This window comes from Siculibacillus lacustris, assembly GCF_004328075.1.
GTDB lineage: Bacteria > Pseudomonadota > Alphaproteobacteria > Rhizobiales > Ancalomicrobiaceae > Siculibacillus > Siculibacillus lacustris.
In genome coordinates this window covers 95,594-122,496 of the sequence record NZ_SJFN01000009.1, presented here as the reverse complement: position 1 = coordinate 122,496, position 26,903 = coordinate 95,594, and the positions used below count along the sequence as shown (strand labels likewise).

Below are 26,903 nucleotides of genomic sequence, written 5' to 3'. Positions count from 1 at the left end.
ACCCCTCATTGCGCAAGCGTAACACCCATCTCGCCCTGGCGATCGTCATGGTCGTCCTCATCGGTGCCGCGCCGCTCCTGGTCGGGCGGGCGATTCTGCAGGGGTTCGCGGAGAAGGTCGGCCGGGCCGATCTGCGCAGTCTGGCGACGCGGCAGTTGGAGCGCGCCGAGGCGGCGCTCGCCGAGACCGTGACGGTGCTGCGCACCGCCGACCGGGCGGGGCTGACCGCCTGTTCGCCCAACGAACTCGGACTGCTCGGCGAGGCGGCGGCCAAGTCGCGGCATCTGCGGCGGATCGGCCTCGTCGATCGCGACGGCTATGCCATGTGTTTCGATCCGCCGACCTCGGTCCGGCGCGGGGCGATGCTGATCCTCGCCGACAAGTCGGCGCAGGTCACGGTGTCGATGCTCGACCAGGACACGGTGGTCGACGGCCGCCCCTCGGGCGGCACCGCGGTGGTGGCGTGGCGCACCGCGTCCGGCAACCGGCTGGTGGGTGAGCTGACCGCCTCGGTGCTCGACCTCGACGGCGGCGCCGACTACCTGCGCGGCGCCCGTGCGGTGACCGTCACCCTCGACGGCGGCCACGTGTGGTCGAGCCAAGGGCGGCGACCGGCCGGCGACGAGGTGGTGACCTCGGAGATCCGCTCGGCGCTGTTTCCCGTCTCGGTCACCGTCGAATCGTCGCTGACGGCCCTGCGGGCGCTGGTCCAGCCGCTGGAGATCACGCTGGCGATCGGGTCGCTGGCGAGCATGGTGGTGCTGTTCGCGATCGCCGTATGGATCTTCTGGAAACCGTCCTCGGAGGTCGACGACGAGCTGTCGATCGCCCTCCAGCGCCAGGAATTCGTGCCCTATTTCCAGCCGGTGATGAACATCGACACCGGCCGGATCGAGGGCTGCGAGATGCTGGTGCGGTGGATCCGCGCCGACGGATCGATGGTCTCGCCGGGCGCCTTCATGTCCTATTGCGAGACCTCCGGCCACGTCTTCGAGATGACCCGCCAATTGATGCGCCGCTCGGTCGCCGATCTCGGCCGGCTCTATACGGACAATCGCGAGCTCAAGTTGTCGATCAACCTGTTCGCCGGGCACTTCGCCGATCGCCGGATCGTCGAGGACATCATCGCGATCTTCGAGAACGGCCCGATCGCCTACGACCAGCTGGTGTTCGAGGTGACCGAGCGCTATCCGCTCGGCGACATCGTCCAGGCGCGGCGGATCATCGCCGAGATGCATGCGCTGGGCTGCCGGGTGGCGCTCGACGACACCGGTACCGGCCACGGCGGGCTCGCCTACATCCAGCAGCTCGGCATCGACATCGTCAAGATCGACAAGATGTTCGTCGACGCCATGGGCACCGACCTGGGTGCCTCGACGATCGTCGACGTGCTGGTGGAGCTCGCCAATTCGCTGGGCATGGGGGTGGTTGCCGAGGGCGTCGAGACCCAGGAGCAGCTCGAGCGGCTGCGCGAGAAGGGCGTGACCTCGGCCCAGGGCTACGTCTTCGCCCCGGCTCTGCCGGCCAAGCTGTTCATCGACCTGGCCGAGAACATCCTCCACCCGCGCCACCCGGAAGCCGCACCCACCGACGGCGCCGAGCCGAGCGACCTCGACGCGGCGGCGTGAGCGGGGCGGCCCGCGCGCAGCAGTGCCCGCCGGCCGCGGCGGTCAACGATGGCCGGGGCCGCCGGCGCGGATGCAGGCGGTGATCTCCGGGCTTCCCCAATGCTGCGGATCGTCGGCCTTCGGCACGCCGATCGCCGCGATACAGGCCTTGCGGATCGCCCGCGGGGCGGCCTTGACGTCCTCCGGATTACGATAGGCGTTGTTTCCTTCCTTGAGGATCCCGGCCTGACGCGCCTCGGCGGAGGACGGTGTCAGAGTCGCGGTCACTCCGACGGCAATGATCAGTCCCAGAACGACAATTGCTTTCACGGTGCCACCTCGCGCGTCGAACGATCGACATTTCAGCGCAGAAAATCACGCCTCCGCCTATTGGTGACGCCACGTAATGCCATCCACGGTGGCCGCGGATATTGCGGTGAGCGGCGGGGGCATCGCTCGCGCTTCGGTTCGATTTCAAACAAGGCCGAGCCGCCGCGCCGGGTCCATGCCCGTGGTAGGGTGAGCGTGAAACCGCACGCGCGTGAGAAAGAGTGGGTGGGCAAGAGCGGAGGGAACGATGGAGCTCAAGATCTTCCTCTTTTCCGACACACGGCCTCCGCTACAGGATGTCGTTCAATTTCTGGTTTCCCATTTGCGCGGAGAGTTCGCATCGCTCTGCGACGCGCGCGCCGCAGCCAAGTACTCCGCCGAAAGGCACGACGCCCATTCCTTCCGAATCGAAGACGTGGGCACGGCCGAGATCGAATGCTGGGGCAAGGTCGGGAACACGTGGCGCAAGCTCGATGCCTGACGGTCTCGAGGCCGAGCAACGCCCCACCGACTCGATCGGGGCCTCGTCTTCTTCGCCGGGGCTGCCGCGGGCATTGGTGGAGAGGGGCCGTGCCCGACGACGCCGAGGATCCCGACGCCGCGGCGCGCGAAACCCGGCGCGGTTCCAACCTGCCGATCACATGACGCCCGCGCGGCCTTCTACATGCAAACCCCGCCTACGGATGATCGCGACGCTCCGAGCACCGGCGTCAAACCGAGACGCTGCCCCGAAATCACGCCTCTTGACAAAAGAACATAACAGGAACATTGTGGTGTGTATCCTGTGGAAAACCGGGGAGGGGACGATGATCTGGGTGGTTCGGGGCTTGGTGCGGGACGTCGCGTCGTTCGGGGCCGTGGTGTCCTTCGTGGCGATGATCGCCATGTGGGGCGACTTCCTCGGGCGCGCCGGGATGTGAGAACAAAGAGGGATCAAAGCGGCGGCGGCGCGGTCGGCGACGACTCTGCGGTCGGTGCGGCGGGTGATCGTGGCGGAGCCACGCGCAGGCGGCCGGCCGGATGGTGCTCGGCGGCATGATCGCTCGGTTGAGGGGGCGTTGCCGCGCTCGGGCGGATCGTGGCGACGGGTGAAGGCTGGATCGGTGTGTGGTGCGGGCGCGTGCGTCGCCGGGGTCCGGGTCGGACGGGCCTCGTGCGAGCGGCGCTCGAGAGGAAAGGTGCGGGCGGCGGGCGACTGCGGCGCAGGCCGGCTCGCATGGCGCGCGGGCACGGTTCGGGCGGAGCGGCGGGTGCGATGCCGGGGGCGGCGTCTCTCGGCCCGGGACGGCGGTTGCGTGTCGCAGCCGCGGGCGGAGGCGGAATGCCGGGCGAGGGCGATTTCTCGGCGGGTCTCGCGCGCCGCGCCGGGGATAGCGGGGGCGACGGTCGGCGCGGCGACGCCGGCGGTTGATCCGCGCCGCGCGGGCGGACCACAGTAGGCCCGAGTCCGGGCGAGCGAGTCGCGGCGGCGGGGAGGGCGGCATGGCCGAAGGCGCTGGTGGGACGGGATCGCAGGGCGGCGGGGGGCCGTCTGCGGCCGAGCGCGCGACGCGGCCGGAGGTCGGCTTCGTCCATCTGCGCGTCCATTCCGCCTATTCGCTGCTCGAAGGCGCCTTGCAACTCGGGCGTCTCCTCGAACTCGCCAAGGCCGACGGCCAGCCGGCCCTGGGGCTCACCGACACCGGCAATCTGTTCGGCGCCCTGGAGTTTGCCGAAAAGGCGGTCGACAAGGGGCTCCAGCCGATCGTCGGCTGTCAGGTGGCGGTCGACTTCGCCGATCAGGTCCAGGACCACGGCCGCCGGGCGACGCCGCACGAGAAGCTGCCGAGCCTCGTCGTGCTGGCCCAGACCGGGGTCGGCTGGGAAAATCTGGTGCGGCTGGTGTCCCATGCCTTCCTCGGCACCGAAGGGATGGAGGCGGCCCACGTCACTTTTGCCGACCTCGAACGGTTGGGCGAAGGCCTGATCGTCCTGTCGGGCGGGCCGACCGGGCCGATCGATCGCTGCCTGCTCGGCGGGCGCGCCGATCTCGCGCGGAGCCGGCTGGAACGGCTCGCCGAGGTGTTCGGCGACCGGCTCTATGTCGAGATCCAGCGCCACCGCCTCGACGAGGAGCGCCGCGCCGAGGTCGGCCTGCTCGATCTCGCCTATGATCTCGCCCTGCCGATCGTCGCCACCAACGAGCCGTTCTTCGCGGTGCGCGACGACTACGAGGCCCACGACGCGCTGATCGCCATCGCCGAGGGCCGGGTGGTCGCCGAGGAGGATCGCCGCCGGCTGACGCCGGAGCATTATTTCAAGAGCCGCGCCGAGATGGCGGTGCTGTTCGCCGACCTGCCCGAAGCCCTGGCGGCGACGGTCGAGATCGCCCGGCGCTGCAGCGCCCGCCCGCGCAAGCGCAAGCCGCTGCTGCCGCGCTTCACCGGTTCGGGCGAGGCGGCGGAAGCGGCGGAGGTGCAGGAGCTCCGGACCCAGGCGGCGGCGGGCCTCGAACACCGGCTGGCGGCGCACGGGCCGGCGCCGGGGCTCGACGTCGAGACCTATCGGGCGCGGCTCGAATTCGAACTCGGCATCATCGAGAAGATGAAGTTTCCCGGCTACTTCCTGATCGTCGCGGACTTCATCAAATGGGCCAAGGCGCGCGGCATCCCGGTCGGTCCGGGCCGTGGCTCGGGCGCGGGGTCGCTGGTCGCCTGGTCCTTGACCATCACCGACCTCGATCCCTTGCGCTTCGCGCTGCTGTTCGAGCGCTTCCTCAACCCCGAACGCGTGTCGATGCCCGACTTCGACATCGACTTCTGCCAAGATCGCCGCGAGGAGGTGATCCGCTACGTCCAGGAGAAATACGGCCGCGATCAGGTGGCGCAGATCATCACCTTCGGCTCGCTGCAGGCCCGCGCCGTGCTGCGCGACGTCGGGCGAGTGCTGCAGATGCCCTATGGCCAGGTCGACCGGCTGGCCAAACTGGTGCCGCAGAACCCCGCCCATCCGGTGACCCTGAAACAGGCGGTGGCCGACGAACCCAAGCTCCAGGAGGCGCGCGCCGAAGAGCCGATCGTCGAGAAGCTGCTCGACATCGCCATGAAGCTCGAGGGGCTCTATCGCCACGCCTCGACCCATGCCGCCGGCATCGTCATCGGCGACCGTCCGCTCGACCGCCTGGTGCCGCTCTACCGCGATCCGCGCTCGGACATGCCGGTCACCCAGTACAACATGAAGTGGGTCGAGAGCACCGGCCTCGTGAAATTCGACTTCCTCGGCCTGAAGACGCTGACCGTGCTCGACACCGCGGTGAAGCTGGTCGAGCGCCGCGGCATCACCGTCGATCTCGCCCATGTGCCCCTCGACGACGCGGCGACCTACACGCTGCTCGGCAACGCCGAGACGGTCGGGGTGTTCCAGCTGGAATCGACCGGCATGCGCAAGGCGATCGGCGACATCAAGCCCGACCGTTTCGAGGACATCATCGCGCTGGTCGCCCTCTACCGCCCCGGCCCGATGGCCAACATCCCGGTCTACGGCGCGCGCAAACAGGGGCTCGAGAAGCCGGACTACATGCATCCGCTGCTGGAGCCGGTACTGAAGGAGACCTTCGGCATCATCGTCTACCAGGAACAGGTGATGCAGATCGCCCAGATCCTGTCGGGCTATTCGCTCGGCGAAGCCGATCTGCTGCGCCGCGCCATGGGCAAGAAGATCAAGGCGGAGATGGACACCCAGCGAGTGCGCTTCGTCGACGGCGCCCTGAAACAGGGGCTGACCCAGGAGCACGCCGACACCATCTTCGACCTGCTCGCCAAGTTCGCCGACTACGGCTTCAACAAGAGCCACGCGGCGGCCTATGCGCTGGTCGCCTATCACACCGCCTACATGAAGGCCAACTTCCCGGTCGAGTTCCTGGCCGCGACCATGACCCTCGACCAGTCCAACACCGACAAGCTCGCCGATTTCCGCCGCGAGGCGATGCGGCTCGGGATCCGCGTCGAGGCGCCGTCGGTCAACCGCTCGCGGGACTATTTCGACGTCAGCGACGGGGCGATCCTCTATTCGCTTGCCGCGGTGAAGGGGGTCGGCGGTCAGGCCGTCGAGCATCTCGTGGCGGTGCGCGGCGATCGGCCGTTCCGCGATCTCGGCGATTTCGCCGGCCGGATCGATCCGCGCCAGCTCAACAAGCGCACCTTGGAGAGCCTGGTGGCGGCCGGCGCCTTCGACGCGCTCGAGCCGGATCGGGCGCGGCTCTCCGAGGGGCTCGAGGTGATCGTCGCGGCGGCGAGCCGGGCGCGCGACGACAGCGTCCAGGGTCAGGGGGCGCTGTTCGGCGGGCCGGCCGCGGCCGAGCCGATCCGCCTGCCACCGGCGGCCGCCTGGACCCAGGCCGAGCGGCTGCAGCGCGAGCACGCGGCGGTCGGCTTCTATCTCTCGGCCCATCCGCTCGACGACTACCGCGCGGTGCTCGACAAGATGCGGGTGCAGATGTGGGCGGAGTTCCAGGTTTCGGTGAAGCGCGGCGCCACTCACGGGCGCCTGGCCGGCACGGTGACCAGCCGCCAGGAGCGCAAGACCAAGACCGGCAACAAGATGGGGATCGTGCGCATCTCCGATCCGACCGGCTCCTACGAGGCGATCGTCTTCTCCGAAGGGCTGGCGCTCTACCGCGATCTGTTGGAAGCCGGCCAATCGGTGGTGGTCTATGCCTCGGCGGAGGAGCGCGCCGAGGGCGTCTCGGTGCGGATCGAGAAGGTCGAGCCGCTCGATCTGCTGGCGGCGCGCGAGCAGCAGAGCCTCCGGGTGTTCCTGCGCGATACCCGACCGATGGAGAGCCTCGCCCGCCATCTCGAGACCCGCGGCGAGGGTGACGTCAGTCTGGTGCTGATGCTCGGCGACGGCGCTCAGGAGGTCGAAGTGAAGCTGCCGGGCCGCTACCGGGTGTCGCCGCAGGTCGCCGGTGCCCTGAAGACGGTGCCGGGAGTGGTGCAGGTGCAACTGGTGTGAGGCGAGCGGGCCTCGGAGCCGTGGGGCGCGGCGGATCGGTCGCCGCCGGCGCGCGCGGTCACGTCGGCGTTTCGGCGAATTCGCCGAGCAACCAGTCGCGGAAGGCCCGGATCTTGGGCTGATGGCGCCGGCTCTCCGGATAGGTCAAGAGATAGGCGTTGCGGTCGTCGCGGCAGACCAGCGGAAAGGGCTGGACCAGCAGGCCGGAGGCCAATTCGGCGCGGTGGAAGGCCGGCGTGAGGATGGCGACGCCGTGGCCGGCGATCGCCGCGTGGGCTTCGTAGGTCTGGGCGCCGAGGCGCGACTTCGGCCGGCCGTCGAGATCGGCGTCGGGCACGTCGGCGGCGCCGAACCAGACGCGCCACCAGGGGTCGGAGGGATCGATCAGGCGCAGGCGCAACAGATCGCGCGGTTCGTGCAACGGGCCGGCGCTCTCGATCAGCGACGGCGAGAGCATCGGCGCATAGTCGATCCGCATCAATTCGTGGGTGACGAGACCCGGTTGGTCGCCGCTCCCGTAGCGGATGGCGACGTCGACCGGCTCGCGGGCGAAATCGACGAGGTCGAGGCTGGCGATCATGCGGACCGCGACATGGGGGGCTGCGAGCTGGAATTTGCCGATGCGGCTCGCCAGCCAATGGGCGGCGAAGGTCGGCGTGGTGCTGATCACCAGGGTCTCCTCGGCGCCGGCGAGAACGCTGGTCAGCGCCTCGGCGATGAGGCCGAAGGCCTCGCCGATCTTGGGTGCCAGACGGGCGCCGACCTCGGTCAGTTCGATGCGGCGGGGACGGCGGACGAACAGCGGCGTCGCCAGCATCTCCTCGAGCAGCTTGATCTGATAGCTGACCGCCGTCTGGGTGATGCCGAGCTCGGCGCCGGCCTTGGTGAAACTCAGGTGGGTCGCCACCACGTCGAAGACCCGCAGGGCATTCAGCGGGATTTGCCGCGCTTGTTTCATGCATCAGCTCTCTTGATCGGTGGATCCGAAGTTTTCATTGGAAACCCACGCGTTTCCCGCCGAAAATGCCGCTCATGCATCAGATGTTCAAGGGGATTTCGATGGCGAACGGCAGTTCGGCCGAGCGGTCGACGGACATCGCGTCATCGCTGTTCGGGCGCCTGGCGGCGCGATTCGGGGCGCCGTCGGGCCGGCGGCTGCGAACCGACACTCTGTCGGACGAGCGGCGACGCGACATCGGGCTGATCGACGGCCGTCCGACGGCCCGCATCGCCGAGCGTGCCGCCGGCGGGGCGTGCGGCTGAGCGGGTCTACCGGGGCCATCGAAGTTCCGGACCGGCCGATCGGCGACCGCGCCGCGCGATCCGTCGCGCGGGCTTGCGGCATTCGACGCGCGCTCGCTCGGGTCGTGGCGCGCCTCAGCCCCGGCCGCGATAGGGCGCCACCCCCTGATCGGGGATCCACAGATCGGCCGGCTGCGGCCCGGTCGACCAGAAGACGTCGATCGGGATACCGCCGCGCGGATACCAATAGCCGCCGATTCGCAGCCAATGGGGCGCGAGCAGATCGACGAGCCGCCGGCCGATCCGCACCGTGCAGTCCTCGTGGAAGGCGCCGTGGTCGCGGAACGAGCCGAGGTAGAGCTTCAGCGACTTCGATTCGACCAGCCAGGCGTCGGGCACGTAGTCGATGACCAGATGGGCGAAGTCGGGCTGGCCGGTGACCGGACACAGCGAGGTGAATTCCGGCACGGTGAAGCGCACCATATAACGGGTGTCGGCCTGGGGATCGGGGACGCGGTCGAGGCGCGCGGAGGCGGGATCGGTCGGGCGCGCCACGGCGTGGCCGAGTTGAAGCGCGGTCGTATCGAAATCGGTCATCCGGCGGTCTCCCGAAAGGTGTAGATCGGCAGGACCGGGGCCACATGCCGCAGGGGTTCGCCGAGGATCACATACGGCGAATGCCGAGGTAGCAAGCGGGCGCCGGCTCCGCTATAGCAAAGTCCCATTCTGCGCAAACCGCATGTAGTACGACTTTGGTCGTACGCCTTCAGGAGAAAGCCACATGACCGCCATCGTCGATATCGTCGGCCGCCAGATCCTCGACAGCCGTGGCAATCCCACGGTCGAAGTCGACGTCACCCTCGAGGACGGTTCGTTCGGCCGCGCCGCGGTGCCGTCGGGGGCGTCGACCGGTGCGCACGAGGCGGTGGAGCTGCGCGACGGCGACAAGGACGTCTATCTCGGCAAGGGCGTGCTGAAGGCCGTCGAAGCCGTCAACGGCGAGATCTATGACGCGATCGGCGGCTTCGACGCCGAAGAGCAGATCCAGATCGACGAGACGCTGATCGCCCTCGACGGCACCCACAACAAGGCCCGCCTCGGCGCCAACGCCATCCTCGGCGTGTCGCTGGCCGTCGCCAAGGCCGCCGCCGCGGCGTCCGGCCTGCCGCTCTACCGCTACCTCGGCGGCCCCAACGCCCGCGTCCTGCCGGTGCCGCTCGCCAACATCATCAACGGCGGCGTCCATGCCGACAACCCGATCGACTTCCAGGAATTCATGATCGTTCCGGCCGGGTTCGACAGCTTCTCCGAGGCGCTGCGCGCCGGCGCCACGGTGTTCCACACCCTGAAGAGCGAACTGAAGAAGGCCGGCCACAACACCAACGTCGGTGACGAGGGCGGCTTCGCTCCGAACCTGTCGTCGGCCACCGCCGGCCTCGACTTCGTCGTCCAGGCGATCGAGAAGGCCGGGTTCAAGCCGGGCAAGGAGATCTTCCTGGCGCTCGACTGCGCCTCGACCGAGTTCTTCAAGAACGGCAACTACGTCTACGAAGGCGAAGGCGTCACCCGCACCCCGGCCGAGCAGGTCGAGTACCTGGCCAAGCTCGCCTCGCTCTATCCGATCGTGTCGATCGAAGACGGCATGGCGGAGGACGACTGGGCGGGCTGGAAGCTGCTCACCGACAAGATCGGCTCGAAGGTCCAGCTGGTCGGCGACGATCTGTTCGTCACCAACACCAAGCGACTGGTCGACGGCATCAAGCAGGGCGTCGCCAACTCGATCCTGGTCAAGGTCAACCAGATCGGCTCGCTGACCGAGACCCTCGACGCGGTCGAGACCGCCCACAAGGCGCGCTACACCGCGGTGATGTCGCATCGTTCGGGCGAGACCGAGGATTCGACCATCGCCGATCTGGCGGTCGCCACCAACTGCGGACAGATCAAGACCGGTTCCTTCGCCCGCTCCGACCGGCTGGCCAAGTACAACCAGCTGCTGCGCATCGAAGAGCAGCTCGGCGACGCCGCCCGCTACACCGGCCTCGGCGTGTTCAAGCTCTGATCGATCGGACATCGGCGGCGACGCCGTGTTTCCTCCAGCGGACGGCGGCCTTCGGGCCGCCGTTTTGCGTTTTCGAAGTTGCGCATAGATTTACATACAACCTATGATGACGTTCGGGCGGCGGTTCACCGGGGAGGGGTGTCGACGTGAGGACGTTCATTCATTTCTTGATCGCGGTCATCGGTTTCGCGCTGATGGCCGACGGCGTCTACCGGATCGGGCGGGATCACGGGAGCGACGACGGCGAATCGGCGGCGGCGGCCATGGCGCTCGTCGAGGCCCAGGCGGCGATCGGGCCACCGGCCTTCGCGCAGGCCATGGCGTCCGCGGGGTCCCATGGGGCTCTCACGGAAGCGATCGAGGTGGTGCGTGTCACACCATCGAATCCGCCCACCCTGCCGCCGCCGGTCGCCGTCGCTCCCCCTCGCATCGGGGCGTCCAACGGAGTCGGCGACCTCGTGGCCCAGTTTTCGTCGACCGCCAAAGTGGGCACGACGATGCAGGGCGTCGGTGAGCCGCCGTCGATTCGATCGGCGCAGGAGGTGGAGCTGTCGCTCGCCCTCGATCGCTGCCGTGTCGACACCACTCGGGCCCGCGACGAAAAGGCTGCGGTGGACCGGAACCTCGCAGCGGTGATCGGAATCCTGGCGGCCCGAACTGAGGCCGGCAAGCCGACGCCGAAGACTTGGCAGGATCGACTCTTCGACTTCCTCGCCAAGCAGGCGTCGAACGCCGGCCGAGTTCTGCTCGGCGCGGTCTTGGCCTCCTTCCGGCGTATTCTCGCCGCGGTGACGGCGCGGGTGACGCCCACGGATGCCCGGCGTGGCGGTCAGGCGCCGCGCGCGGAGCCGTGACGCCTCATTTCGGCAGGTCGCGGCCGTAGATGCGGCGGAACAGGGCGGCGGCGCGGGTGCGGGCATCGGCGAGGTCGGGGGGCGTCAGCGCCTTGCGGCAATAGAACTCGACATTCTCGCGGTCGGACGCGTCGGACCGCGGATCGCGGGCGGCGGCGATCACCAGACGCCAGACGCAGGCCGCGGCGTCGTCGATCGGTTCGACCCCGTCGCAGCCGTCGAAACGGCACCAGGCGATGTTGCGCTGGCTCTGATAGTCGCCGGCCATCGCCCGCTCCATTTCGTCGGCCCACCAGGCGCGCTGGGCGTCGGTCGGCTGCTGGCGCAGGCGCGGCAGCAGGGCGGTCAGTTCCGGGATCGGCACGAAGACCTGATCGCGGCCGGGCGGCGCCGAGCGGTCGCACAGCGCCGCGGCGGTCGGCGTGAAGGCGACGAGGCCGGGGCGTTCGCCGCCGCCCATCAGGAAGCGGGCGGGTTCGTTGGTATCGACCGGGCCGGAGAAGGTCCGCGGGCTGCCGCGCAGGGTCACGGTGAGGTCGACGTGGACGCCCCAGCCGCGGCGGCGCGGTTCGGTGGCGGTCTCGTCGGAGACCACCGCGCCGACCGCCGCGACGTCGGCGGCGTGGGCGGCGAACAGCGGCGCGCAGACGGCGCGGAAGGTGGCGAGGGTCCGGTCGACCACTTCGCGCGAGACGCGGGTGGTGTCGCGCGACACGGAGATGTCGGTCGACGAACCCCAGCAGCCGACGACCAGCGGCGCGAGCAGGACCAGGGCGAGGGGGCGGGGAACGCGGGCCGGCATGGCGCACCTCGGAACGGCGACCCGGCGACACCCGGGTCTCGACCGCGAGGATCGCACGATCGGATGAACATCGGGTTGGCGCGCCGGCGCGCCGCGGCCGATTCGTCGGCGGCCGCACTCGCCGCATCGTCTCGCGCCGGCGAAAGGACGGGGGGCGGGGCGATTCGTGACCGTCTCGGCAAGCTCGCGTTAACCAGAGTCTGGTGTCATGGACGGGTCGGATCCCGCGTCTGCCGGGGTCGCGTCGATCATCGGGGCGTCGCGTTCTTCATGTCCACTCGTCAGCGTAAGAAGTCCTACGTCCGCCCCCTGATCGTCCCTCTCGTCGCTCTGGCCTTCACCGGCTACTTCGCCTGGCACGGCTGGCACGGGTCGTTCGGCATGGAGGCGCGGCGCCATCTGGTGGTCGAAGCGGCCCGACTCGACGCCGATCTGCAGAAGGCCAAGGACGAACGGCGGGCGGTGGAGCGGCGGGTCAACCTGCTGCGCTCGGCCAATCTCGAGAGCGACATGCTCGACGAACGGGCCCGCGAGATCCTCGGCTTCGCAAATGCGAACGAAATCGCCATCGTGACGGGTGCACCGCAGCATTCGCTCGTAAACCGGAATTGAGTTCATGTGACCACATGAACCAAAATCCGGTAAATCGCTTTTTTATTGTTGCGCAGCAACATATTACGGGGCTCTGAAAAGCCTCGCGGCGCCGCTTGCGTCGAACCTCAGAGGGTCTATTCTCCCGCCATCGAACCGGCGACAGCCGACCCCACGGGAGGATGCCATGGCCACGGCCAAGTCCACGAAGAGCAAGGCGCCGACGGAGGCCGGGCCGGCCCCGTTCACCACCGAGGAAGAACTCGCGGCCTACCGCACCATGCTGCTGATCCGCCGCTTCGAAGAGAAGGCCGGCCAGATGTACGGCATGGGCCTGATCGGCGGCTTCTGCCATCTCTACATCGGGCAGGAAGCCGTGGTGGTCGGCATGCAGCTGGCCATGCAGACCGGCGACCAGTTCATCACCGGCTACCGTGACCACGGCCACATGCTGGCCTGCGGCATGGACCCCAACGGCGTGATGGCCGAGCTCACCGGACGCCGCGGCGGCTATTCCAAGGGCAAGGGCGGCTCGATGCACATGTTCAGCGTCGAGAAGCAGTTCTTCGGCGGCCACGGCATCGTCGGCGCCCAGGTGGCGCTCGGCACCGGCCTCGCCTTCGCCGACCGCTATCGCAAGAACGGCAAGGTCAGCCTCGCCTTCTTCGGCGACGGCGCGGCCAACCAGGGTCAGGTCTACGAGAGCTTCAACATGGCGGAGCTGTGGAAGCTCCCCGTGGTCTACGTGATCGAGAACAACAAGTACGCCATGGGCACCTCGGTCAATCGGGCCTCGGCCCAGACCGACTTCTCCAAGCGCGGCGCCTCGTTCAACATCCCCGGCGAACAGGTCGACGGCATGGACGTGCGGGCGGTGCGCGAGGCCTCGCTGCGGGCGATGGAACACGCCCGCTCCGGCGCCGGTCCCTACATCCTTGAGATGCTGACCTATCGCTACCGCGGCCATTCGATGTCGGACCCGGCGAAGTACCGCTCGAAGGAAGAAGTGCAGAAGATGCGCAACGACCACGATCCGATCGAACAGGTGCGTCAGCGCCTGCTCGCCGGCGGCGCGGTCGACGAAGAGGCGCTGAAGAAGATCGACGCGGAGGTCCGCGCGATCGTGCAGGAGTCCGCCGAATTCGCCCAGAACGATCCCGAGCCGGATGCCGCCGAGCTCTGGACCGACATCCTGCGCTGAGGAGACGCGACCAATGGCGACCGAAATCCTGATGCCCGCGCTCTCCCCGACGATGGAAGAGGGCAAATTGTCGAAGTGGCTGAAAGCCGTCGGCGATACCGTCAAGTCCGGCGACGTGCTCGCCGAGATCGAGACCGACAAGGCGACCATGGAAGTGGAAGCGGTCGACGAGGGGATCCTCACGGCGATCCTGGTCGAGGCCGGCACCGAAGCGGTCAAGGTCAACACGCCGATCGCGGTGATCGGCGCCGACGCCGCCGACACCGCCGCCAAGACCTCGGCCCCGCCGATCGCCGCACCTCTGCCGGCCGCCGCCGTCGCCGCCGCCCCGGCGATCGTCGCCGCGGCCCCCGCGCCGAGCCCGGCGCCGGCGCCGGAAGCCGAGTATCCCGAAGGCACCGAATTCGTCTCGCAGACGGTACGCGAGGCGTTGCGCGACGCCATGGCCGAGGAGATGCGCCGCGACGGCGAGGTCTTCGTGATCGGTGAGGAGGTCGCCGAGTACCAGGGCGCTTACAAGATCACGCAAGGGTTGCTGCAGGAGTTCGGCGAGACCCGGGTGGTCGACACGCCGATCACCGAGCACGGTTTCGCGGGTCTGGCGGTCGGTGCGGCGCTGGCCGGGCTGAAGCCGATCGTCGAGTTCATGACCTTCAACTTCGCCATGCAGGCGATCGACCACATCATCAACTCGGCCGCCAAGACGCTCTACATGTCGGGCGGGCAGATGGGCTGTTCGATCGTGTTCCGCGGCCCCAACGGCGCGGCCGCTCGGGTCGGCGCCCAGCACAGCCAGGACTATTCGGCCTGGTACTCCCAGGTGCCGGGTCTGACCGTGGTGGCGCCGTGGTCGGCGGCGGACGCCAAGGGCCTGCTCAAGGCGGCGATCCGCAGCCCCAATCCGGTGGTGTTCCTGGAGAACGAGATCCTCTACGGCCACGCCTCGCCGGTGCCGGTCGGCGATTTCGTGACGCCGCTCGGCAAGGCCAAGGTGGTGCGCACCGGTCGCGATGCGACGCTGGTGTCGTTCGGCATCGGCATGACCTATGCGATCAAGGCCGCCGACGAGCTCGAGAAGCTCGGGATTTCGGTCGAGGTGATCGATCTCCGCACCCTGCGTCCGCTCGACATCGCCACGATCATCGCTTCGGTGAAGAAGACCGGGCGCTGCGTCACCGTCGAAGAGGGCTGGCCGCAGAACTCGATCGGCTCGGACATCGCTTCGCGGCTGGTCACCGAGGCCTTCGACTGGCTCGACGCGCCGGTGCTGAAGGTGACCGGCAAGGACGTGCCGATGCCCTATGCCGCCAATCTCGAGAAGCTGGCGCTGCCCACCGTCGCCGAGGTCGTCGATGCGGTGCGCGCCGTGACCTATCGGTGATCCCCCGAGACCGCGACGGCGCCGTCGCCGCGGTCTCGCTCGTCGGACGCGGTCGCTGCCGCGACCCGATTCCACTGTTCGAGACGTCATCCCGGGGGGACCCATGCCCACCAACATCCTGATGCCCGCCCTTTCGCCGACCATGGAGAAGGGCAACCTCGCCAAGTGGCTGAAGGCCGTCGGCGATACCGTCAAGTCCGGCGACGTGCTGTGCGAGATCGAGACCGACAAGGCGACCATGGAAGTGGAAGCCGTCGACGAGGGGATCCTCTCGGCGATCCTGGTGCCGGCCGGTACCCAGGACGTGGCGGTCAACACGCCGATCGCGGTGATCGCCGCCGAAGGTGAAGACGCCTCCGCGGCTCCGGCCGCCGCGCCCAAGGCGACCGCGCCGGCCGCAGCCGCAACGCCGGCGCCCGCCGCGGCACCCGCCGCCCCGCAGGCTGCGGTGGCGGCAGCGCCCGCTCCGGTCGCCGCACCGGCTGCTGCCGCGCCGGCCGCTCCGGCGGCGTCCGGCGAACGGGTGGTGGCCTCGCCGCTCGCCCGGCGGATCGCCCGCGAGAAGGGCATCGACCTTTCCAAGATCTCGGGCTCGGGTCCGCGCGGCCGCATCGTGGTCGCCGACGTCGACGCCGCGGTGGCGGCCGGCGGCACCCCTGCCGCGGCCTCCGCCGCCGCCCCGATCGCCGCCGCCGCGCCGGCCCCGGTCGCCGCGTTCGCTCCGGCTTCGAAGCCGGTCGTGGGTCTGCCGACCGGCATGGCCGACGACGTGATCGCCCGGATGTTCGAGGCCGGCTCCTACGAGAGCGTGCCGCACGACGGGATGCGCAAGACCATCGCCAAGCGGCTGATGGAATCCAAGCTGACCGTGCCGCACTTCTACCTCTCGCTCGACGTCGATCTCGACCCGCTGTTGGCCCTGCGCGAGCAGATCAACGGCGGCGCGCCGCGCCTCGACGGCAAGCCGGCCTTCAAGCTGTCGGTCAACGACTTCGTCATCAAGGCGCTGGCGCTGGCGCTGATCCGGGTGCCGGACGCCAACGTCACCTGGACGGAAGCGGCGATGCTCAAGCACCATCACGCCGACGTCGGCGTCGCGGTGTCGATCCCCGGCGGCCTGATCACCCCGGTGATCCGCAAGGCCGACACCAAGACCCTGTCGACGATCTCGGCGGAGATGAAGGACTACGCGGCGCGCGCCAAGGCGCGCAAGCTGAAGCCCGAGGAGTATCAGGGCGGATCGACCGCGGTGTCCAACCTCGGCATGTTCGGGATCAAGGAGTTCGCGGCGATCATCAACCCGCCGCACGCCACCATCCTGGCGGTCGGCGCCGGCGAGAAGCGGGTGGTGGTCAAGGACGGGGTGCCGGCGGTCGCGACTCAGATGACCGTGACGCTGTCGACCGACCATCGCGCGGTCGACGGCGCACTCGGGGCGCAACTGATCGGCGCGTTCAAGGATCTGATCGAGAAGCCGATGTCGATGCTGGTGTGAGTTGCCGGATCGGCAGTCTGGCGTCATCATCGGTGGTCGGACATGAGGAGACCAGCATGTCGGAGATCTCGGACGTCGTTCTGCCGATCCTTCAGCGCATCCAGGCGGATGTCGGCAAAGTGAGAGCGGATGTCACCGAACTGAAGGGCGATGTGCGAGACCAGCGCGAGATCCTCGAGCAGGTCAAGGGCTACGTCACGTTCACGGTCGGTCTCCATGGCGAAAATCGGGCCGACATTCAGGCGATCCAGACCGAGATCACCGACCTGAAGAAGCGGCTCGCGGTGCTCGAATCTCGTTCCTGAGAGCGGGACTTCGACGAAGCGAGGTCTTTCATGTCCACCTACGACGTCATCGTGATCGGGGCCGGTCCGGCCGGCTACGTCACTGCGATCCGCGCCGCCCAGCTCGGCTTCAAGACGGCCATCGTCGAGCCCAAGCACCTCGGCGGCATCTGCCTCAACTGGGGCTGCATCCCGACCAAGGCGCTGCTGCGCTCGGCCGAGATCTACCAGTTCATGAAGCACGCCTCGGCCTTCGGCCTGTCGGTCGAGAACCCGAGCTTCGATCTCGCGGCGATCGTCAAGCGCTCGCGCGGCGTGTCGCAGCAGCTCAACACCGGCGTCGGCTTCCTCCTGAAGAAGAACAAGGTCGACGTGATCTGGGGCCGCGCGCAGCTGACCACGCCCGGCGCGCTGACCGTCACCGCCACCGAAAATCCGCCCAAGGGCGCGCTCGGCGGCGGCGACTACCGGGCCGCCCACATCATTCTGGCGACCGGCGCCCGGCCGCGGGTGCTGCCCGGGCTCGAGCCCGACGGCAAGCTGGTGTGGACCTATTTCGACGCGATGACCCCGAAGAGCCTGCCGAAGTCGATGCTGGTGGTCGGGTCGGGGGCGATCGGCATCGAATTCGCCTCGTTCTACAACGCGCTCGGCGTCGAGGTGACGGTGGTCGAGGTGCTCGATCGGGTGTTGCCGGTCGAGGACGCCGAGATCTCGGCCTATGCGCAGAAGAGCTTCGCCAAGCTCGGCCTGCACATCCACACCGAGACCAAGGTGGTCGGTCTGGTCCGTCACGCCGACAGCGTCACCGCGACGCTCGAGGACAAGAACGGCGTGCAGCGGCAGATCATCGTCGATCGGGTGATCTCGGCGGTCGGCGTCGTCGGCAACGTCGAGAACCTCGGTTTGGAACGGGTCGGGGTGAAGACCGAGCGCGGCTGCGTGGTCGCCGATCCGTTCGGGCGCTCGTCGGTCGCCGGGATCTACGCGGTCGGCGACGTCGCCGGGCCGCCGATGCTCGCCCACAAGGGCGAACACGAGGGCATCATCTGCGTCGAGGCGATCGCCGACAAACATCCCCATCCGATGGACAAGACCAAGATTCCGGCCTGCACCTACTCGCAGCCTCAGGTCGCCTCGGTCGGCTATACCGAAGCCAAGGCCAAGGCCGCCGGTTTCCAGGTCAAGGTCGGTCGCTTCTCGTTCATCGGCAACGGCAAGGCGATCGCCATGGGCGAGCCGGAAGGCCTGATCAAGGTGATCTTCGACAAGAAGACCGGGCGGCTGCTCGGCGCCCACATGATCGGCGCCGACGTCACCGAGCTGATCCAGGGTTACGTGGTGGCGATGAACCTCGAGACCACCGAGGAAGATCTGATCCACACGGTGTTCCCGCATCCGACGCTGTCGGAGATGATGCACGAGGCGGTGCTCGATTCCGAAGGCCGCGCCATCCACATGTGACGCGGTTCCTCTGCTCCGAAGATCGATCCGGCCCGCCCGAGCACCCGCTCCGGCGGGCTGTCGCGTCTTTGCGTCGGCGCCGGCAGGTGTATTCCGAAGGGTCGATTTTGCGGAAAGTTTGAGCAGATCCAATTTATACGAGATTCCGCGTGCTGCCCTTAGGGCATGTTTAACCCTGACCCCGGGATGATCGCCTCAAATGGGCAAAATTCTACGGGAGAGTGCGGATGCGAGGTTCGGCTGCGACGGACGACGTCCGGGGGAGTGCCAAGATCGGTGACATCGTCGACCGGGCCCATGGGGCGCGGGACGTGACGATGAAGAAGGTCGGGGAGATCCGGGCGATCACCCGGCGGATGAAGATCCTGGCGCTCAACGCCCTGATCGAAGCGGCGCGGGCCGGCGAAATGGGGCGCGGCTTCGCCGTGGTCAGCCAGGAGGTGCGCGGCATCTCCGAAGAGGTCGACGCCATGGCGGTCGGGCTCGAAGCCGAACTCGGCGGCGAAATCGAACGGCTGTCGGGCATGGCGCGCGACATGGCGCGTTCGGCGCACGGCACGCGCATGGTCGATCAGGCGCTGAACGCCGTCGAACTGGTCGACCGCAATCTCTATGAGCGCAGCTGCGACGTCCGCTGGTGGGCGACCGACAGCGCCGTGGTCGACGCCGCCGCTGATCCGACGCCGGATCTGTGCGCCCATGCCAGCGAGCGCCTCGCGGTGATCCTGCGCGCCTACACCGTCTATCTCGACATCTGGCTGATCGACGCCGCGGGCCGGGTGATCGCCAGCGGCCGGCCCGAGCGCTGGGCGGTGGCCGGCCATTCGGTCGCCGACCGCGGCTGGTGGCGCGCCGGCCGCGGGCTCGCCACCGGCGACGACTTCCACGCCGAGGACATCGCCCGCGAAGACCTGCTCGGTCATGCCCAGGTCGCGACCTTCGTCACGCCGGTGCGGGTCGACGGCGCCGCGGACGGCGCGGCGATCGGCCTGCTCGCCATCCATTTCGACTGGGAGGCCCAAGCGCGCGGCATCGTCGAGGGCGTGCGCATCGACCCCGATCGGCGCGAGCGCACCCGGGTGCTGCTGGTCGACCGCAATCGCCGGGTGATCGCCGCCTCCGATGGCCACGGCATCCTCACCGAGCAGGTCGGCTTCGATCCCAAGGGCCGGGAGTCGGGCTTCGAGACCGATCCGCGCGGCGGGTCGGTCGCCTTCCACCGCACGCCCGGCTACGAGACCTATCGCGGGCTCGGCTGGTACGGGGTGATCGTCGAGGCGGCCGACGCCCGCGCCCAGAGCCGCGCCGCCTGATCGACGGTACCTTTGATGGCCGGCATGGGTTCGGAGAACGGCGAGGTCGCAGGGCCTCGCCGCCCGACCGCGTGCCCGGGCCGGGCACGGCGGAGCCACCCGCCGAGCCCCCGCCTGTCGCCTCGGCGACATGTCGCAAAAGCCCCGTTGTCGGATTCCGGACACGGCGAGTTGCGAAAAAGCCCTGATTTGTCGGGCACCTAGGGTTTGGCACGGCCCTTGCGAGCTCCCCTCGAGACCATTCGAGATCGAGGGTTCGGCCATGATCCAACTCACCGAAAGTGCCGTCGCCGCCGTCAAGACCGCCCTGTCCCGGGCCGCCGTGCCCGCCGAGGGCCTGCGCATCATGGTCGAGGCCGGGGGCTGTGCCGGCTTCAAATACATGATGGGCCTCGAGGGCACCGCCCGCGACGGCGACGCCGTGATCGACCAGGGCGGCGTCAAGCTCTACGTCGACCCCAATTCCCAATCGCTGGTCGCCGGCATGACCGTCGACTTCGTCACCGGGCTGGAGAGCTCGGGTTTCGTGTTCGAGAACCCGAACGCGGCCTCGAAGTGTTCGTGTGGCAAGTCCTTCGGTTGATCCGACGGCATTTCGGGAGAGCGACCCATGTGGGACTACACCGACAAGGTCAAGGACTACTTCTTCAATCCGAAGAACGCCGGCGTGCTGGAGACCGCCAACGCGGTCGGCGAGGTCGGGGCGATCTCCTGCGGCGACGCGCTGAAGCTGATGATGCGGGTCGATCCGGAAACGGAAGTGATCGAGGCGGCGACCTTCCAGACCTTCGGCTGCGGCTCGGCGATCGCTTCGTCGTCGGCACTGACCGAGATCATCGTCGGCAAGACGCTGGGTGAGGCGCTGCAGATCTCCAACCAGGACATCGCCGACTTCCTCGGCGGCCTGCCGCCGGAGAAGATGCACTGCTCGGTGATGGGCTACGAGGCGCTGCAGGCGGCGGTGGCCAATTTCCGCGGCGAGACCTGGTCCGACGACCACGAAGAGGGCGGGCTGGTCTGCAAGTGCTTCGGCGTCGACGAGGGCATGATCGAGCGGGCGGTGCGCGCCAACAAGCTGACCACGCCCGAGCAGGTCACCAACTTCACCAAGGCCGGCGGCGGCTGCCTCACCTGTTTCGAGGGCATCGAGGCGGTGCTGGCGCGGGTCAACGAGGAGCTGGTGGCCGAAGGGCTGCTGTCCTTCGACGAGGCCTATCGCATCGGCTCGGTCGATCCGCGGGCGCTCAAGCAGAAGGCGCGGCCGAAAGCCCCGCCGGCCCCGCCCAAGCTCGACATCAAGCCGCTGATCGCGTTCGAGACCCTGGCTCCGGTGCCGGCCCCGGCCGCCGCTGCCGCGACCGCGGTGCTGGAGGCGCCGGCGCCGGTGGCGCGGCTGACCACGGTGCAGAAGATCCGTCTGATCGAGGAGACGCTGGAGGAGATCCGGCCGTTCCTCAAGCAGGACGGCGGCGACTGCGAGTTGGTCGACGTCGACGGCAACAACGTCATCGTCAAGCTGGCCGGCGCCTGCGTCGGCTGCCAGATGGCCTCGGTGACCGTCAACGGCGTCCAGGAGAAGCTGATCGCCAAGACCGGCCTGCCGCTGCGGGTGATCCCGGTGAAGTGAGGGGAGGGCGTGCGGGGCGCCGGTGGCTTCCCCGTCCGAGACGCCCTTCGAGGCGCGAAGGTCGGTGCCACAGGGTCCTCTCCCCCCTCGAGGGGGAGAGACAGAGAGGGGGGGGTAGGGCCCCGCCTTTGACCCGGTGTCGGATCGCTCCGCCGAGCCCCCCCTCCCTGTCCCTCCCCCTCGAGGGGGGAGGGGACGACAAAACGGAGGCCGTCGCCCGTTCGACGGGCGGGGACGACAAAACGGGCGCCCTCGCCTGGAAGAGACGCGACACGGGCAGCCCTCTTCCCTTCTCCCCTCGTGGGAGAAGGTGCCCCGAAGGGGCGGATGAGGGGGCGCCACGGACGCAGGACTCGGGAGTGAGGGCGAAACCCCTCGTCCGGCCTTCGAGGTCCGAAGGTCGGTGCCACAGGGTCCTCTCCCCCCTCGAGGGGGAGAGGCAGAGAGGGGGGGCAGGGGCCCGCTTCCGATCTCTGGACTCGATCGCTCCGCCGCGCCCTCCCTCCCTGTCCCTCCCCCTCGAGGGGGGAGGGGACGAGGTGGAAGGGCCCGTCGAACATATCGGCTCCGCGCCGCATCTGAACCATTCGCAGACCGACCACCCCTTGCCGAGACTTTCGAGGAGAACCCCATGACCACCCCCGTCTATCTCGACAACAATGCCACCACGCGCTGCGACGAGGCCGTCGTTCAGGCGATGCTGCCCTATTTCACCGAGCAGTTCGGCAATCCGTCGTCGATGCATGCCTTCGGTGCGTCGGTCGGCGGCGCCGTCAAGGCGGCCCGCGCCTCCCTCCAGAAGCTGGTCGGCGCCGAGTTCGATCACGAGATCGTCTTCACCTCGGGCGGGACCGAGAGCGACAACATGGCCATCCTGTCGGCGCTCGAAGCCGCGCCCGAGCGCAGCGAGATCATCACCTCGGCGGTCGAACATCCCGCCGTGCTGTCGCTCTGCGCCCATCTCGAGAAGACCCGCGGGATCAAGGTCCACGTCATCCCGGTCGACGGCCGCGGATTGCTCGACATCGCGGCCTATCGCGCCGCGCTGTCGGAGAAGACCGCGGTGGTCTCGATCATGTGGGCCAACAACGAGACCGGCACGATCTTTCCGGTCGCCGAACTCGCCGAGCTCGCCAAGGAGGTCGGCGCGGTGTTCCACACCGACGCGGTCCAGGCGGTCGGCAAGATCCCGATCGATCTGAAGTCGACGGCGATCGACATGCTGTCGCTGTCCGGCCACAAGCTGCACGGCCCCAAGGGGATCGGTGCGCTCTACGTCAAGCGGGGCCTGCGCTTCCGCTCGCTGTTCAAGGGCGGCCACCAGGAACGCGGGCGGCGCGCCGGCACCGAGAACACCCCCGGCATCGCCGGTCTCGGCAAGGCCGCGGAACTGGCGCTCCTCCACATGGAAGACGAACAGACCCGGGTCGCGGGGCTTCGCGATCGGCTCGAGAAGGGCCTGCTCCAGCGCATCCCCAATTGCTTCGTCACCGGCAACCCGGCCGAGCGCCTGCCCAACACCGCCAACATCGCCTTCGAATACATCGAGGGCGAAGGCATCCTGCTGCTCATGAACCGCGAGGGCATCGCCGCCTCGTCGGGCTCGGCCTGCACCTCCGGGTCGCTCGAGCCGTCCCATGTGCTGCGCGCCATGAAGATCCCCTACACCGCCGCGCACGGGGCGATCCGCTTCTCGTTCAGCCGCGACAACACCGACGCCGACGTCGATCGGGTGCTCGAGGTGATGCCGCCGATCATCGAGAAACTGCGTGCCCTGTCGCCGTTCTGGAAGGGCGCCGACCAGGCGCCGGCGACCTTCAATCCGGTCTACGCCTGAGGCGAGAAAGGATCCGCCGTGGCCCATCGCGTCTTCCTCAACGACACCACGCTGCGCGACGGCGAGCAGGCGCCGGGCGTCGCCTTCTCGACCGACGAGAAGGTGGAGATCGCCGAGGCCCTGGCGCGGGCCGGGGTGCCGGAGATCGAAGCCGGCACGCCGGTGATGGGCGTGGACGAGGTCGAAGCGATCCGGGCGATCGTCGCCGCCGATCTGCCGCTGCGGGTGATGGCGTGGTGCCGGATGACCGACGCCGATCTCGCCGCGGCGCGGGCGGCGGGCGTCGCCGCGGTCAATCTGTCGATCCCCGCCTCCGACATCCAGTTGAAGGCGAAGCTCGGCATCGATCGGGCGACCGCTCTGGCGCGGATCGAACGGCTGGTGCCCAAGGCGCTCGACGCGGGAATGGCGGTGGCGATCGGCTGCGAGGATGCCAGCCGCGCCGATCTCGGCCATCTCGCCCGGGTGATCGAGGCCGTCGAGCGGCTCGGCGCCTTCCGCGTCCGCCTCGCCGACACGGTCGGCATCCTCGACCCCTTCGCCACCCACGATCTCGTCGTCCGTCTCGTCGCCTCGACCGATCTGCCGCTGGAGATCCACACCCACGACGACCTCGGGCTCGCCACCGCCAATGCGCTCGCCGCGGTGCGGGCCGGCGCCCGCCACGTCTCGGTGACGGTCGGCGGCATCGGCGAACGGGCCGGCAATGCCGCGCTCGAGGAGATGGTGCTGGCGCTCGACCGGCTCGGCTATCGCTCGCGCATCGACCCGACCCAACTGTGCGATCTCGCCGCGGTGGTGGCGACCGCCTCGGGCCGCCCGATCCCGCCGCAGAAGGCGGTGATCGGCGGCGCGGTGTTCACCCACGAATCCGGCCTGCATGTCGCCGGGCTCCTGACCGACCGCGACACCTATCAGGGCCTCGATCCGCGCGACCTCGGCCGCGACCACGATTTCGCGATCGGCAAGCATTCCGGCCGCGCGGCGATTGCGCACGCGCTGGCGTCGCGCGGTGTCGACCTCGACGACCGGGTCTATGCCGAACTGATCGACCGGGTGAAGGGCTGGGCGGTCGGTCACAAGCGGACGATGCCGATCGACGTGCTCGCCCATTTCCATGACCGGCTGGTCGAAGAGGCCGCACCGCGGTCGCTCGCCCGCCGGTTCGCCGCCCCGTGACCCCTTTGCCGCAGGAGGAGCCCATGACCGACGTCGCCGCCGCTTCGCCCGGGATCCCTGCTGCGGTGCCGGCCAAAGGACGCCCGACGCTGTGGGCGGAACTGCGCGAGGACGTCGCCTGCGTCAAGGCGCGCGATCCGGCGGCGCGCTTCACCCTCGAGATCGTCCTGACCTATCCCGGGGTCCACGCCATCGTCTGGCATCGCCTCGCCCATCGCCTGTGGATGCGCGGCCATCGCTTCGCCGGGCGCTTCACCGCCTGGCTCGGGCGGTTCCTGACCAATGTCGACATCCATCCCGGAGCCACCGTCGGGCGGCGCTTCTTCATCGACCACGGCGCCGGCGTGGTGGTCGGCGAGACCGCGGTGATCGGCGACGACGTCACGCTCTATCACGGCGTGACGCTCGGCGGCGTGTCGTGGCGACCGGGCAAACGTCACCCGACCCTCGAGGACGGCGTGCTGGTGGGGGCCGGCGCCAAGATCCTCGGGCCGATCACCGTCGGGCGCGGTGCGCGGATCGGTGCCAATTCGGTGGTGATCGAAGACGTGCCGCCGGAGATGACGGTGGTCGGCATTCCCGGCCGGATCGTCAAGGCGCCGGCCGATCGGCGGCGCATCGGCGGGCGGATCGACCTCGAACATCATCTGATGCCCGATCCGGTCGGGGAAGCACTCGCCTCGTTGATCGACCGCATCGACTTTCTCGAGGCGCGCTTCGACCACGCCACCCGCAAGGCCGCCGGCGGTGGGATCCATGTCGAGATCCTCGCCGTGCACGAACCGCCGCGCCGCTTCGACACCCCGCCCGCCGCCGAGACGCCTGCGGTCGGCGAGGCCCCGCCCGTTCCCCACTGACCCCGAGCCCGAGGAGATCGCCCATGTCCGCCTGCCCGCATTCCGAACCGAGCTGCGTCGTGGTCATCCGGCCGCGTGGCGAGCCGCCGATCCCGGCGGGCTGCCATGTCGAGATCCTGGCGATCCACGAGCCGCCGCGCCGGTTCGGTCCGTCGTCCACCACCGCCCGCACCCGCCCCTGACCCCCGAGCCCCCGAGGAGAGCCCCATGTCCAGCTGTTCGCTCGACGACAAGCCGGTCGACGTCGTCGATATTCTGCCCCGCCTCAAGACCCTGTCTTCGGCCGAGGATTTCTTCGACGCGCTGTCGGTCAAGTACGACCCCAAGGTGCTCGCCTCGGCGCGGCTGCACGTCCTGAAGCGGATGGGCCAATATCTGGCGACCGAGGACTTCGACGGTCTGCCCGACCGGGTGATCGCGGCGCGCTGCCGCTCCTACCTCGAGCGCGCCTACGACGACTTCGTCACGTCGTCGCCGCTCAAGGAGCGGGTGTTCAAGGTCTTGAAGGACAACGATCCCGATCGGCCGGTGAAGCCCGGCACCGCCTTCGTCGACTTCGACGACATCCTGGCGCCGCTGCCGCCCCGGGGTTGAAAGACGACTTCGTGTCCGATCGAACGGCCGTCCGCGGGAGACCGCGGGCGGCCGTGGCACGTCCGGGGCTGGTCGCTCGGCCCGGCGCGCGGCTGCGCGCTCGATCGGAATCAAATTGACGCAACGTCAATTTGAATTCGTATCACCTGAAGGTTCAAGACGATTTGCGGCCCGGAGCATTCTTTTGAATTATCGGCGTCACAGCCGTCGTTCCTCGTGCATGAAATCCTCGGAATGCAATTCGATTGTTAAGGGCATATTGCACTTCATCCCCTAGAATCTATACGTATGGGCTCGGGGTGGCGAATGAATACATTACCATACGTCAGGTATCGAGAGTTCTTCGTGGCTGCTGCGGCGCTGTGGCTCGTCGTCGCCTGCGACGTGCGCGCCGAGACGGTGCGGGCCGGCGGAACCGGGGCGGCGACCGAACTCCTGAAACGCCTCGGAGCCGCCTTCTCGGCGCGCGAACCCGGGACGACCCTCGAGGTCATTCCCAGTCTCGGCAGTACCGGGGCGATCGCGGCGGTCGCCGACGGGGAGATCGATGTGGCGGTTTCCGGGCGCCTGCTGCGGGTCGAGGAGATCGGCAAGGGGCTGACCGGAGAGATCCTGGCGCGCTCGCCGTTCGGGCTGGCGAGTTCGGAGCGCGATCCCGGCGGCCTCGCATCTCGCGACGTCGCCGCCTTCTTCTCCTCGACGACGGCGATCTGGCCGAGCGGGGCGCCGGTGCGGGTGGTGCTGCGTCCGAAGAGCGAGAGCGACACGGCGCGGCTCGCCGGTCTCTTCCCCGGCATGGCGGAAGCGATCGACCGCGTCCGCGTCCGTCCCGAAGTGGTGGTCGCCGCCACCGATCAGGACAATGCCGCGGCCGCCGAGACCATTCCGGGATCGCTCGCGGCGATCAGCCTCGCCCAGATCCGCACCGAGAACCGCGCCTTGCGGTTCCTCTCCATCGACGGGGTGATGCCGACCCTCGAGGCGTTCGAGTCGGGTCGCTATCCTTACGGGAAGGACTTCCAGTTCATCGTCGCGGCGACGGCGTCGCCGACCACGCGACGGTTCGTCGAATTCGCCGGCTCGGCCGCCGCAGCCGAGGTGCTGCGGGCTGCGGGCTGTCTTCCGTCCACCGTTCGGATCGATCCGGTCAGGTAGAGCCGAGTGAAAGAAACCGCCGTTCGCAGGAACATCAAT

The 26,903-nt window shown here is 68.8% G+C and carries 25 protein-coding genes; 21 read left to right on the top strand and 4 right to left on the bottom strand.

Annotated features, from left to right (window positions below; translation table 11 throughout):
- Positions 1–8 precede the first annotated feature (8 nt).
- Positions 9–1,628 (top strand): EAL domain-containing protein, encoded by a 1,620-nt coding sequence (locus EYW49_RS07930; protein WP_131307972.1) that lies wholly within the window; start codon positions 9–11, stop codon positions 1,626–1,628.
- 42 nt (positions 1,629–1,670) lie between these two features.
- Here the strand turns inward: EYW49_RS07930 and EYW49_RS07925 are convergent, their stop codons facing one another.
- Positions 1,671–1,937, bottom strand: a complete 267-nt coding sequence (locus EYW49_RS07925) for a hypothetical protein (RefSeq protein WP_131307969.1) — start codon at positions 1,935–1,937, stop codon at positions 1,671–1,673.
- Between the two features lie 247 nt (positions 1,938–2,184).
- Here EYW49_RS07925 and EYW49_RS07920 point away from each other — a divergent pair, with 247 nt between their 5' ends.
- The gene (locus tag EYW49_RS07920; RefSeq protein WP_131307967.1) at positions 2,185–2,418 is read left to right on the top strand and encodes a hypothetical protein; all 234 of its coding nucleotides are present in this window, start codon (positions 2,185–2,187) and stop codon (positions 2,416–2,418) included.
- Between the two features lie 1,001 nt (positions 2,419–3,419).
- On the top strand, positions 3,420–6,929 hold the full coding sequence (dnaE, locus tag EYW49_RS07915; RefSeq protein WP_131307965.1) for a DNA polymerase III subunit alpha: 3,510 nt from the start codon (positions 3,420–3,422) through the stop codon (positions 6,927–6,929).
- Positions 6,930–6,987: 58 nt separating this feature from the next.
- Here the strand turns inward: dnaE and EYW49_RS07910 are convergent, their stop codons facing one another.
- Positions 6,988–7,887, bottom strand: a complete 900-nt coding sequence (locus EYW49_RS07910) for a LysR substrate-binding domain-containing protein (protein WP_131307963.1) — start codon at positions 7,885–7,887, stop codon at positions 6,988–6,990.
- 74 nt (positions 7,888–7,961) lie between these two features.
- Here EYW49_RS07910 and EYW49_RS07905 point away from each other — a divergent pair, with 74 nt between their 5' ends.
- Positions 7,962–8,192 (top strand): hypothetical protein, encoded by a 231-nt coding sequence (locus EYW49_RS07905; protein ID WP_131307961.1) that lies wholly within the window; start codon positions 7,962–7,964, stop codon positions 8,190–8,192.
- A gap of 114 nt (positions 8,193–8,306) precedes the next feature.
- On the opposite strand, the gene queF is transcribed toward EYW49_RS07905, so the two are convergent.
- Entirely contained in the window at positions 8,307–8,768 is a 462-nt protein-coding gene (gene queF, locus EYW49_RS07900; protein WP_131307959.1) for a preQ(1) synthase, read from the bottom strand.
- 184 nt (positions 8,769–8,952) lie between these two features.
- On the opposite strand from queF, the gene eno reads away from it, so the two are divergent.
- Both eno and EYW49_RS07890 read left to right on the top strand, forming a co-directional pair.
- Entirely contained in the window at positions 8,953–10,230 is a 1,278-nt protein-coding gene (eno, locus tag EYW49_RS07895; RefSeq protein ID WP_131307957.1) for a phosphopyruvate hydratase, read from the top strand.
- Positions 10,231–10,376: 146 nt separating this feature from the next.
- Positions 10,377–11,084 carry a hypothetical protein gene (locus EYW49_RS07890; RefSeq protein WP_131307955.1) on the top strand — a complete coding sequence of 236 codons (708 nt, stop codon included), beginning with the start codon at positions 10,377–10,379 and terminating at the stop codon, positions 11,082–11,084.
- Between the two features lie 4 nt (positions 11,085–11,088).
- Here EYW49_RS07890 and EYW49_RS07885 read toward each other — a convergent pair whose 3' ends face one another.
- Entirely contained in the window at positions 11,089–11,886 is a 798-nt protein-coding gene (locus EYW49_RS07885; protein WP_131307953.1) for a hypothetical protein, read from the bottom strand.
- A 63-nt stretch (positions 11,887–11,949) separates the two neighbouring features.
- Between EYW49_RS07885 and EYW49_RS07880 the strand changes: the two genes are divergently transcribed.
- From EYW49_RS07880 to EYW49_RS07815, 15 genes are all read left to right on the top strand, one after another.
- Positions 11,950–12,498 (top strand): FtsB family cell division protein, encoded by a 549-nt coding sequence (locus EYW49_RS07880; RefSeq protein ID WP_131307951.1) that lies wholly within the window; start codon positions 11,950–11,952, stop codon positions 12,496–12,498.
- Positions 12,499–12,664: 166 nt separating this feature from the next.
- Complete coding sequence (gene pdhA, locus EYW49_RS07875) at positions 12,665–13,678, top strand: pyruvate dehydrogenase (acetyl-transferring) E1 component subunit alpha (protein ID WP_131307949.1); 1,014 nt, start codon at positions 12,665–12,667, stop codon at positions 13,676–13,678.
- A 13-nt stretch (positions 13,679–13,691) separates the two neighbouring features.
- On the top strand, positions 13,692–15,059 hold the full coding sequence (locus tag EYW49_RS07870; RefSeq protein ID WP_131307947.1) for a pyruvate dehydrogenase complex E1 component subunit beta: 1,368 nt from the start codon (positions 13,692–13,694) through the stop codon (positions 15,057–15,059).
- Between the two features lie 103 nt (positions 15,060–15,162).
- Positions 15,163–16,554, top strand: coding sequence for a pyruvate dehydrogenase complex dihydrolipoamide acetyltransferase (locus EYW49_RS07865; protein WP_131307945.1), 1,392 nt, complete (start codon positions 15,163–15,165; stop codon positions 16,552–16,554).
- Positions 16,555–16,610: 56 nt separating this feature from the next.
- Positions 16,611–16,859 carry a hypothetical protein gene (locus EYW49_RS07860; RefSeq protein ID WP_131307943.1) on the top strand — a complete coding sequence of 83 codons (249 nt, stop codon included), beginning with the start codon at positions 16,611–16,613 and terminating at the stop codon, positions 16,857–16,859.
- Positions 16,860–16,889: 30 nt separating this feature from the next.
- A complete protein-coding gene (gene lpdA / locus EYW49_RS07855; protein WP_131307941.1) occupies positions 16,890–18,302 on the top strand; it encodes a dihydrolipoyl dehydrogenase in 1,413 nt (470 codons plus the stop codon).
- Between the two features lie 317 nt (positions 18,303–18,619).
- Positions 18,620–19,615, top strand: coding sequence for a methyl-accepting chemotaxis protein (locus EYW49_RS07850; protein ID WP_323052985.1), 996 nt, complete (start codon positions 18,620–18,622; stop codon positions 19,613–19,615).
- A 262-nt stretch (positions 19,616–19,877) separates the two neighbouring features.
- Positions 19,878–20,198, top strand: coding sequence for a HesB/IscA family protein (locus EYW49_RS07845; protein ID WP_131307937.1), 321 nt, complete (start codon positions 19,878–19,880; stop codon positions 20,196–20,198).
- Between the two features lie 27 nt (positions 20,199–20,225).
- A complete protein-coding gene (gene nifU, locus EYW49_RS07840; RefSeq protein WP_131307935.1) occupies positions 20,226–21,242 on the top strand; it encodes a Fe-S cluster assembly protein NifU in 1,017 nt (338 codons plus the stop codon).
- 631 nt (positions 21,243–21,873) lie between these two features.
- A complete protein-coding gene (gene nifS, locus EYW49_RS07835) occupies positions 21,874–23,079 on the top strand; it encodes a cysteine desulfurase NifS (RefSeq protein WP_131307933.1) in 1,206 nt (401 codons plus the stop codon).
- An 18-nt stretch (positions 23,080–23,097) separates the two neighbouring features.
- Positions 23,098–24,258, top strand: a complete 1,161-nt coding sequence (gene nifV, locus EYW49_RS07830; protein ID WP_131307931.1) for a homocitrate synthase — start codon at positions 23,098–23,100, stop codon at positions 24,256–24,258.
- Positions 24,259–24,281: 23 nt separating this feature from the next.
- Positions 24,282–25,115 carry a serine O-acetyltransferase gene (gene cysE, locus EYW49_RS07825; RefSeq protein WP_131307929.1) on the top strand — a complete coding sequence of 278 codons (834 nt, stop codon included), beginning with the start codon at positions 24,282–24,284 and terminating at the stop codon, positions 25,113–25,115.
- 23 nt (positions 25,116–25,138) lie between these two features.
- The gene (locus tag EYW49_RS22965; RefSeq protein WP_165498171.1) at positions 25,139–25,297 is read left to right on the top strand and encodes a hypothetical protein; all 159 of its coding nucleotides are present in this window, start codon (positions 25,139–25,141) and stop codon (positions 25,295–25,297) included.
- A gap of 25 nt (positions 25,298–25,322) precedes the next feature.
- Positions 25,323–25,709, top strand: coding sequence for a nitrogenase stabilizing/protective protein NifW (nifW, locus tag EYW49_RS07820; RefSeq protein WP_131307927.1), 387 nt, complete (start codon positions 25,323–25,325; stop codon positions 25,707–25,709).
- A gap of 345 nt (positions 25,710–26,054) precedes the next feature.
- Complete coding sequence (locus tag EYW49_RS07815; protein ID WP_165498170.1) at positions 26,055–26,864, top strand: substrate-binding domain-containing protein; 810 nt, start codon at positions 26,055–26,057, stop codon at positions 26,862–26,864.
- Positions 26,865–26,903: the final 39 nt, after the last annotated feature.

Coding starts and splice junctions, on each gene's coding strand:
- EYW49_RS07920 (WP_131307967.1), top strand. CDS start 2,185: ATGGAGCTCAAGATCTTCCTCTTTTCCGACACACGGCCTCCGCTACAG.
- dnaE (WP_131307965.1), top strand. CDS start 3,420: ATGGCCGAAGGCGCTGGTGGGACGGGATCGCAGGGCGGCGGGGGGCCG.
- EYW49_RS07910 (WP_131307963.1), bottom strand. CDS start 7,887: ATGAAACAAGCGCGGCAAATCCCGCTGAATGCCCTGCGGGTCTTCGAC.
- EYW49_RS07905 (WP_131307961.1), top strand. CDS start 7,962: ATGCATCAGATGTTCAAGGGGATTTCGATGGCGAACGGCAGTTCGGCC.
- queF (WP_131307959.1), bottom strand. CDS start 8,768: ATGACCGATTTCGATACGACCGCGCTTCAACTCGGCCACGCCGTGGCG.
- eno (WP_131307957.1), top strand. CDS start 8,953: ATGACCGCCATCGTCGATATCGTCGGCCGCCAGATCCTCGACAGCCGT.
- EYW49_RS07885 (WP_131307953.1), bottom strand. CDS start 11,886: ATGCCGGCCCGCGTTCCCCGCCCCCTCGCCCTGGTCCTGCTCGCGCCG.
- EYW49_RS07880 (WP_131307951.1), top strand. CDS start 11,950: ATGAACATCGGGTTGGCGCGCCGGCGCGCCGCGGCCGATTCGTCGGCG.
- pdhA (WP_131307949.1), top strand. CDS start 12,665: ATGGCCACGGCCAAGTCCACGAAGAGCAAGGCGCCGACGGAGGCCGGG.
- EYW49_RS07870 (WP_131307947.1), top strand. CDS start 13,692: ATGGCGACCGAAATCCTGATGCCCGCGCTCTCCCCGACGATGGAAGAG.
- EYW49_RS07865 (WP_131307945.1), top strand. CDS start 15,163: ATGCCCACCAACATCCTGATGCCCGCCCTTTCGCCGACCATGGAGAAG.
- EYW49_RS07860 (WP_131307943.1), top strand. CDS start 16,611: ATGTCGGAGATCTCGGACGTCGTTCTGCCGATCCTTCAGCGCATCCAG.
- lpdA (WP_131307941.1), top strand. CDS start 16,890: ATGTCCACCTACGACGTCATCGTGATCGGGGCCGGTCCGGCCGGCTAC.
- EYW49_RS07850 (WP_323052985.1), top strand. CDS start 18,620: ATGAAGAAGGTCGGGGAGATCCGGGCGATCACCCGGCGGATGAAGATC.
- EYW49_RS07845 (WP_131307937.1), top strand. CDS start 19,878: ATGATCCAACTCACCGAAAGTGCCGTCGCCGCCGTCAAGACCGCCCTG.
- nifU (WP_131307935.1), top strand. CDS start 20,226: ATGTGGGACTACACCGACAAGGTCAAGGACTACTTCTTCAATCCGAAG.
- nifS (WP_131307933.1), top strand. CDS start 21,874: ATGACCACCCCCGTCTATCTCGACAACAATGCCACCACGCGCTGCGAC.
- cysE (WP_131307929.1), top strand. CDS start 24,282: ATGACCGACGTCGCCGCCGCTTCGCCCGGGATCCCTGCTGCGGTGCCG.
- EYW49_RS22965 (WP_165498171.1), top strand. CDS start 25,139: ATGTCCGCCTGCCCGCATTCCGAACCGAGCTGCGTCGTGGTCATCCGG.
- nifW (WP_131307927.1), top strand. CDS start 25,323: ATGTCCAGCTGTTCGCTCGACGACAAGCCGGTCGACGTCGTCGATATT.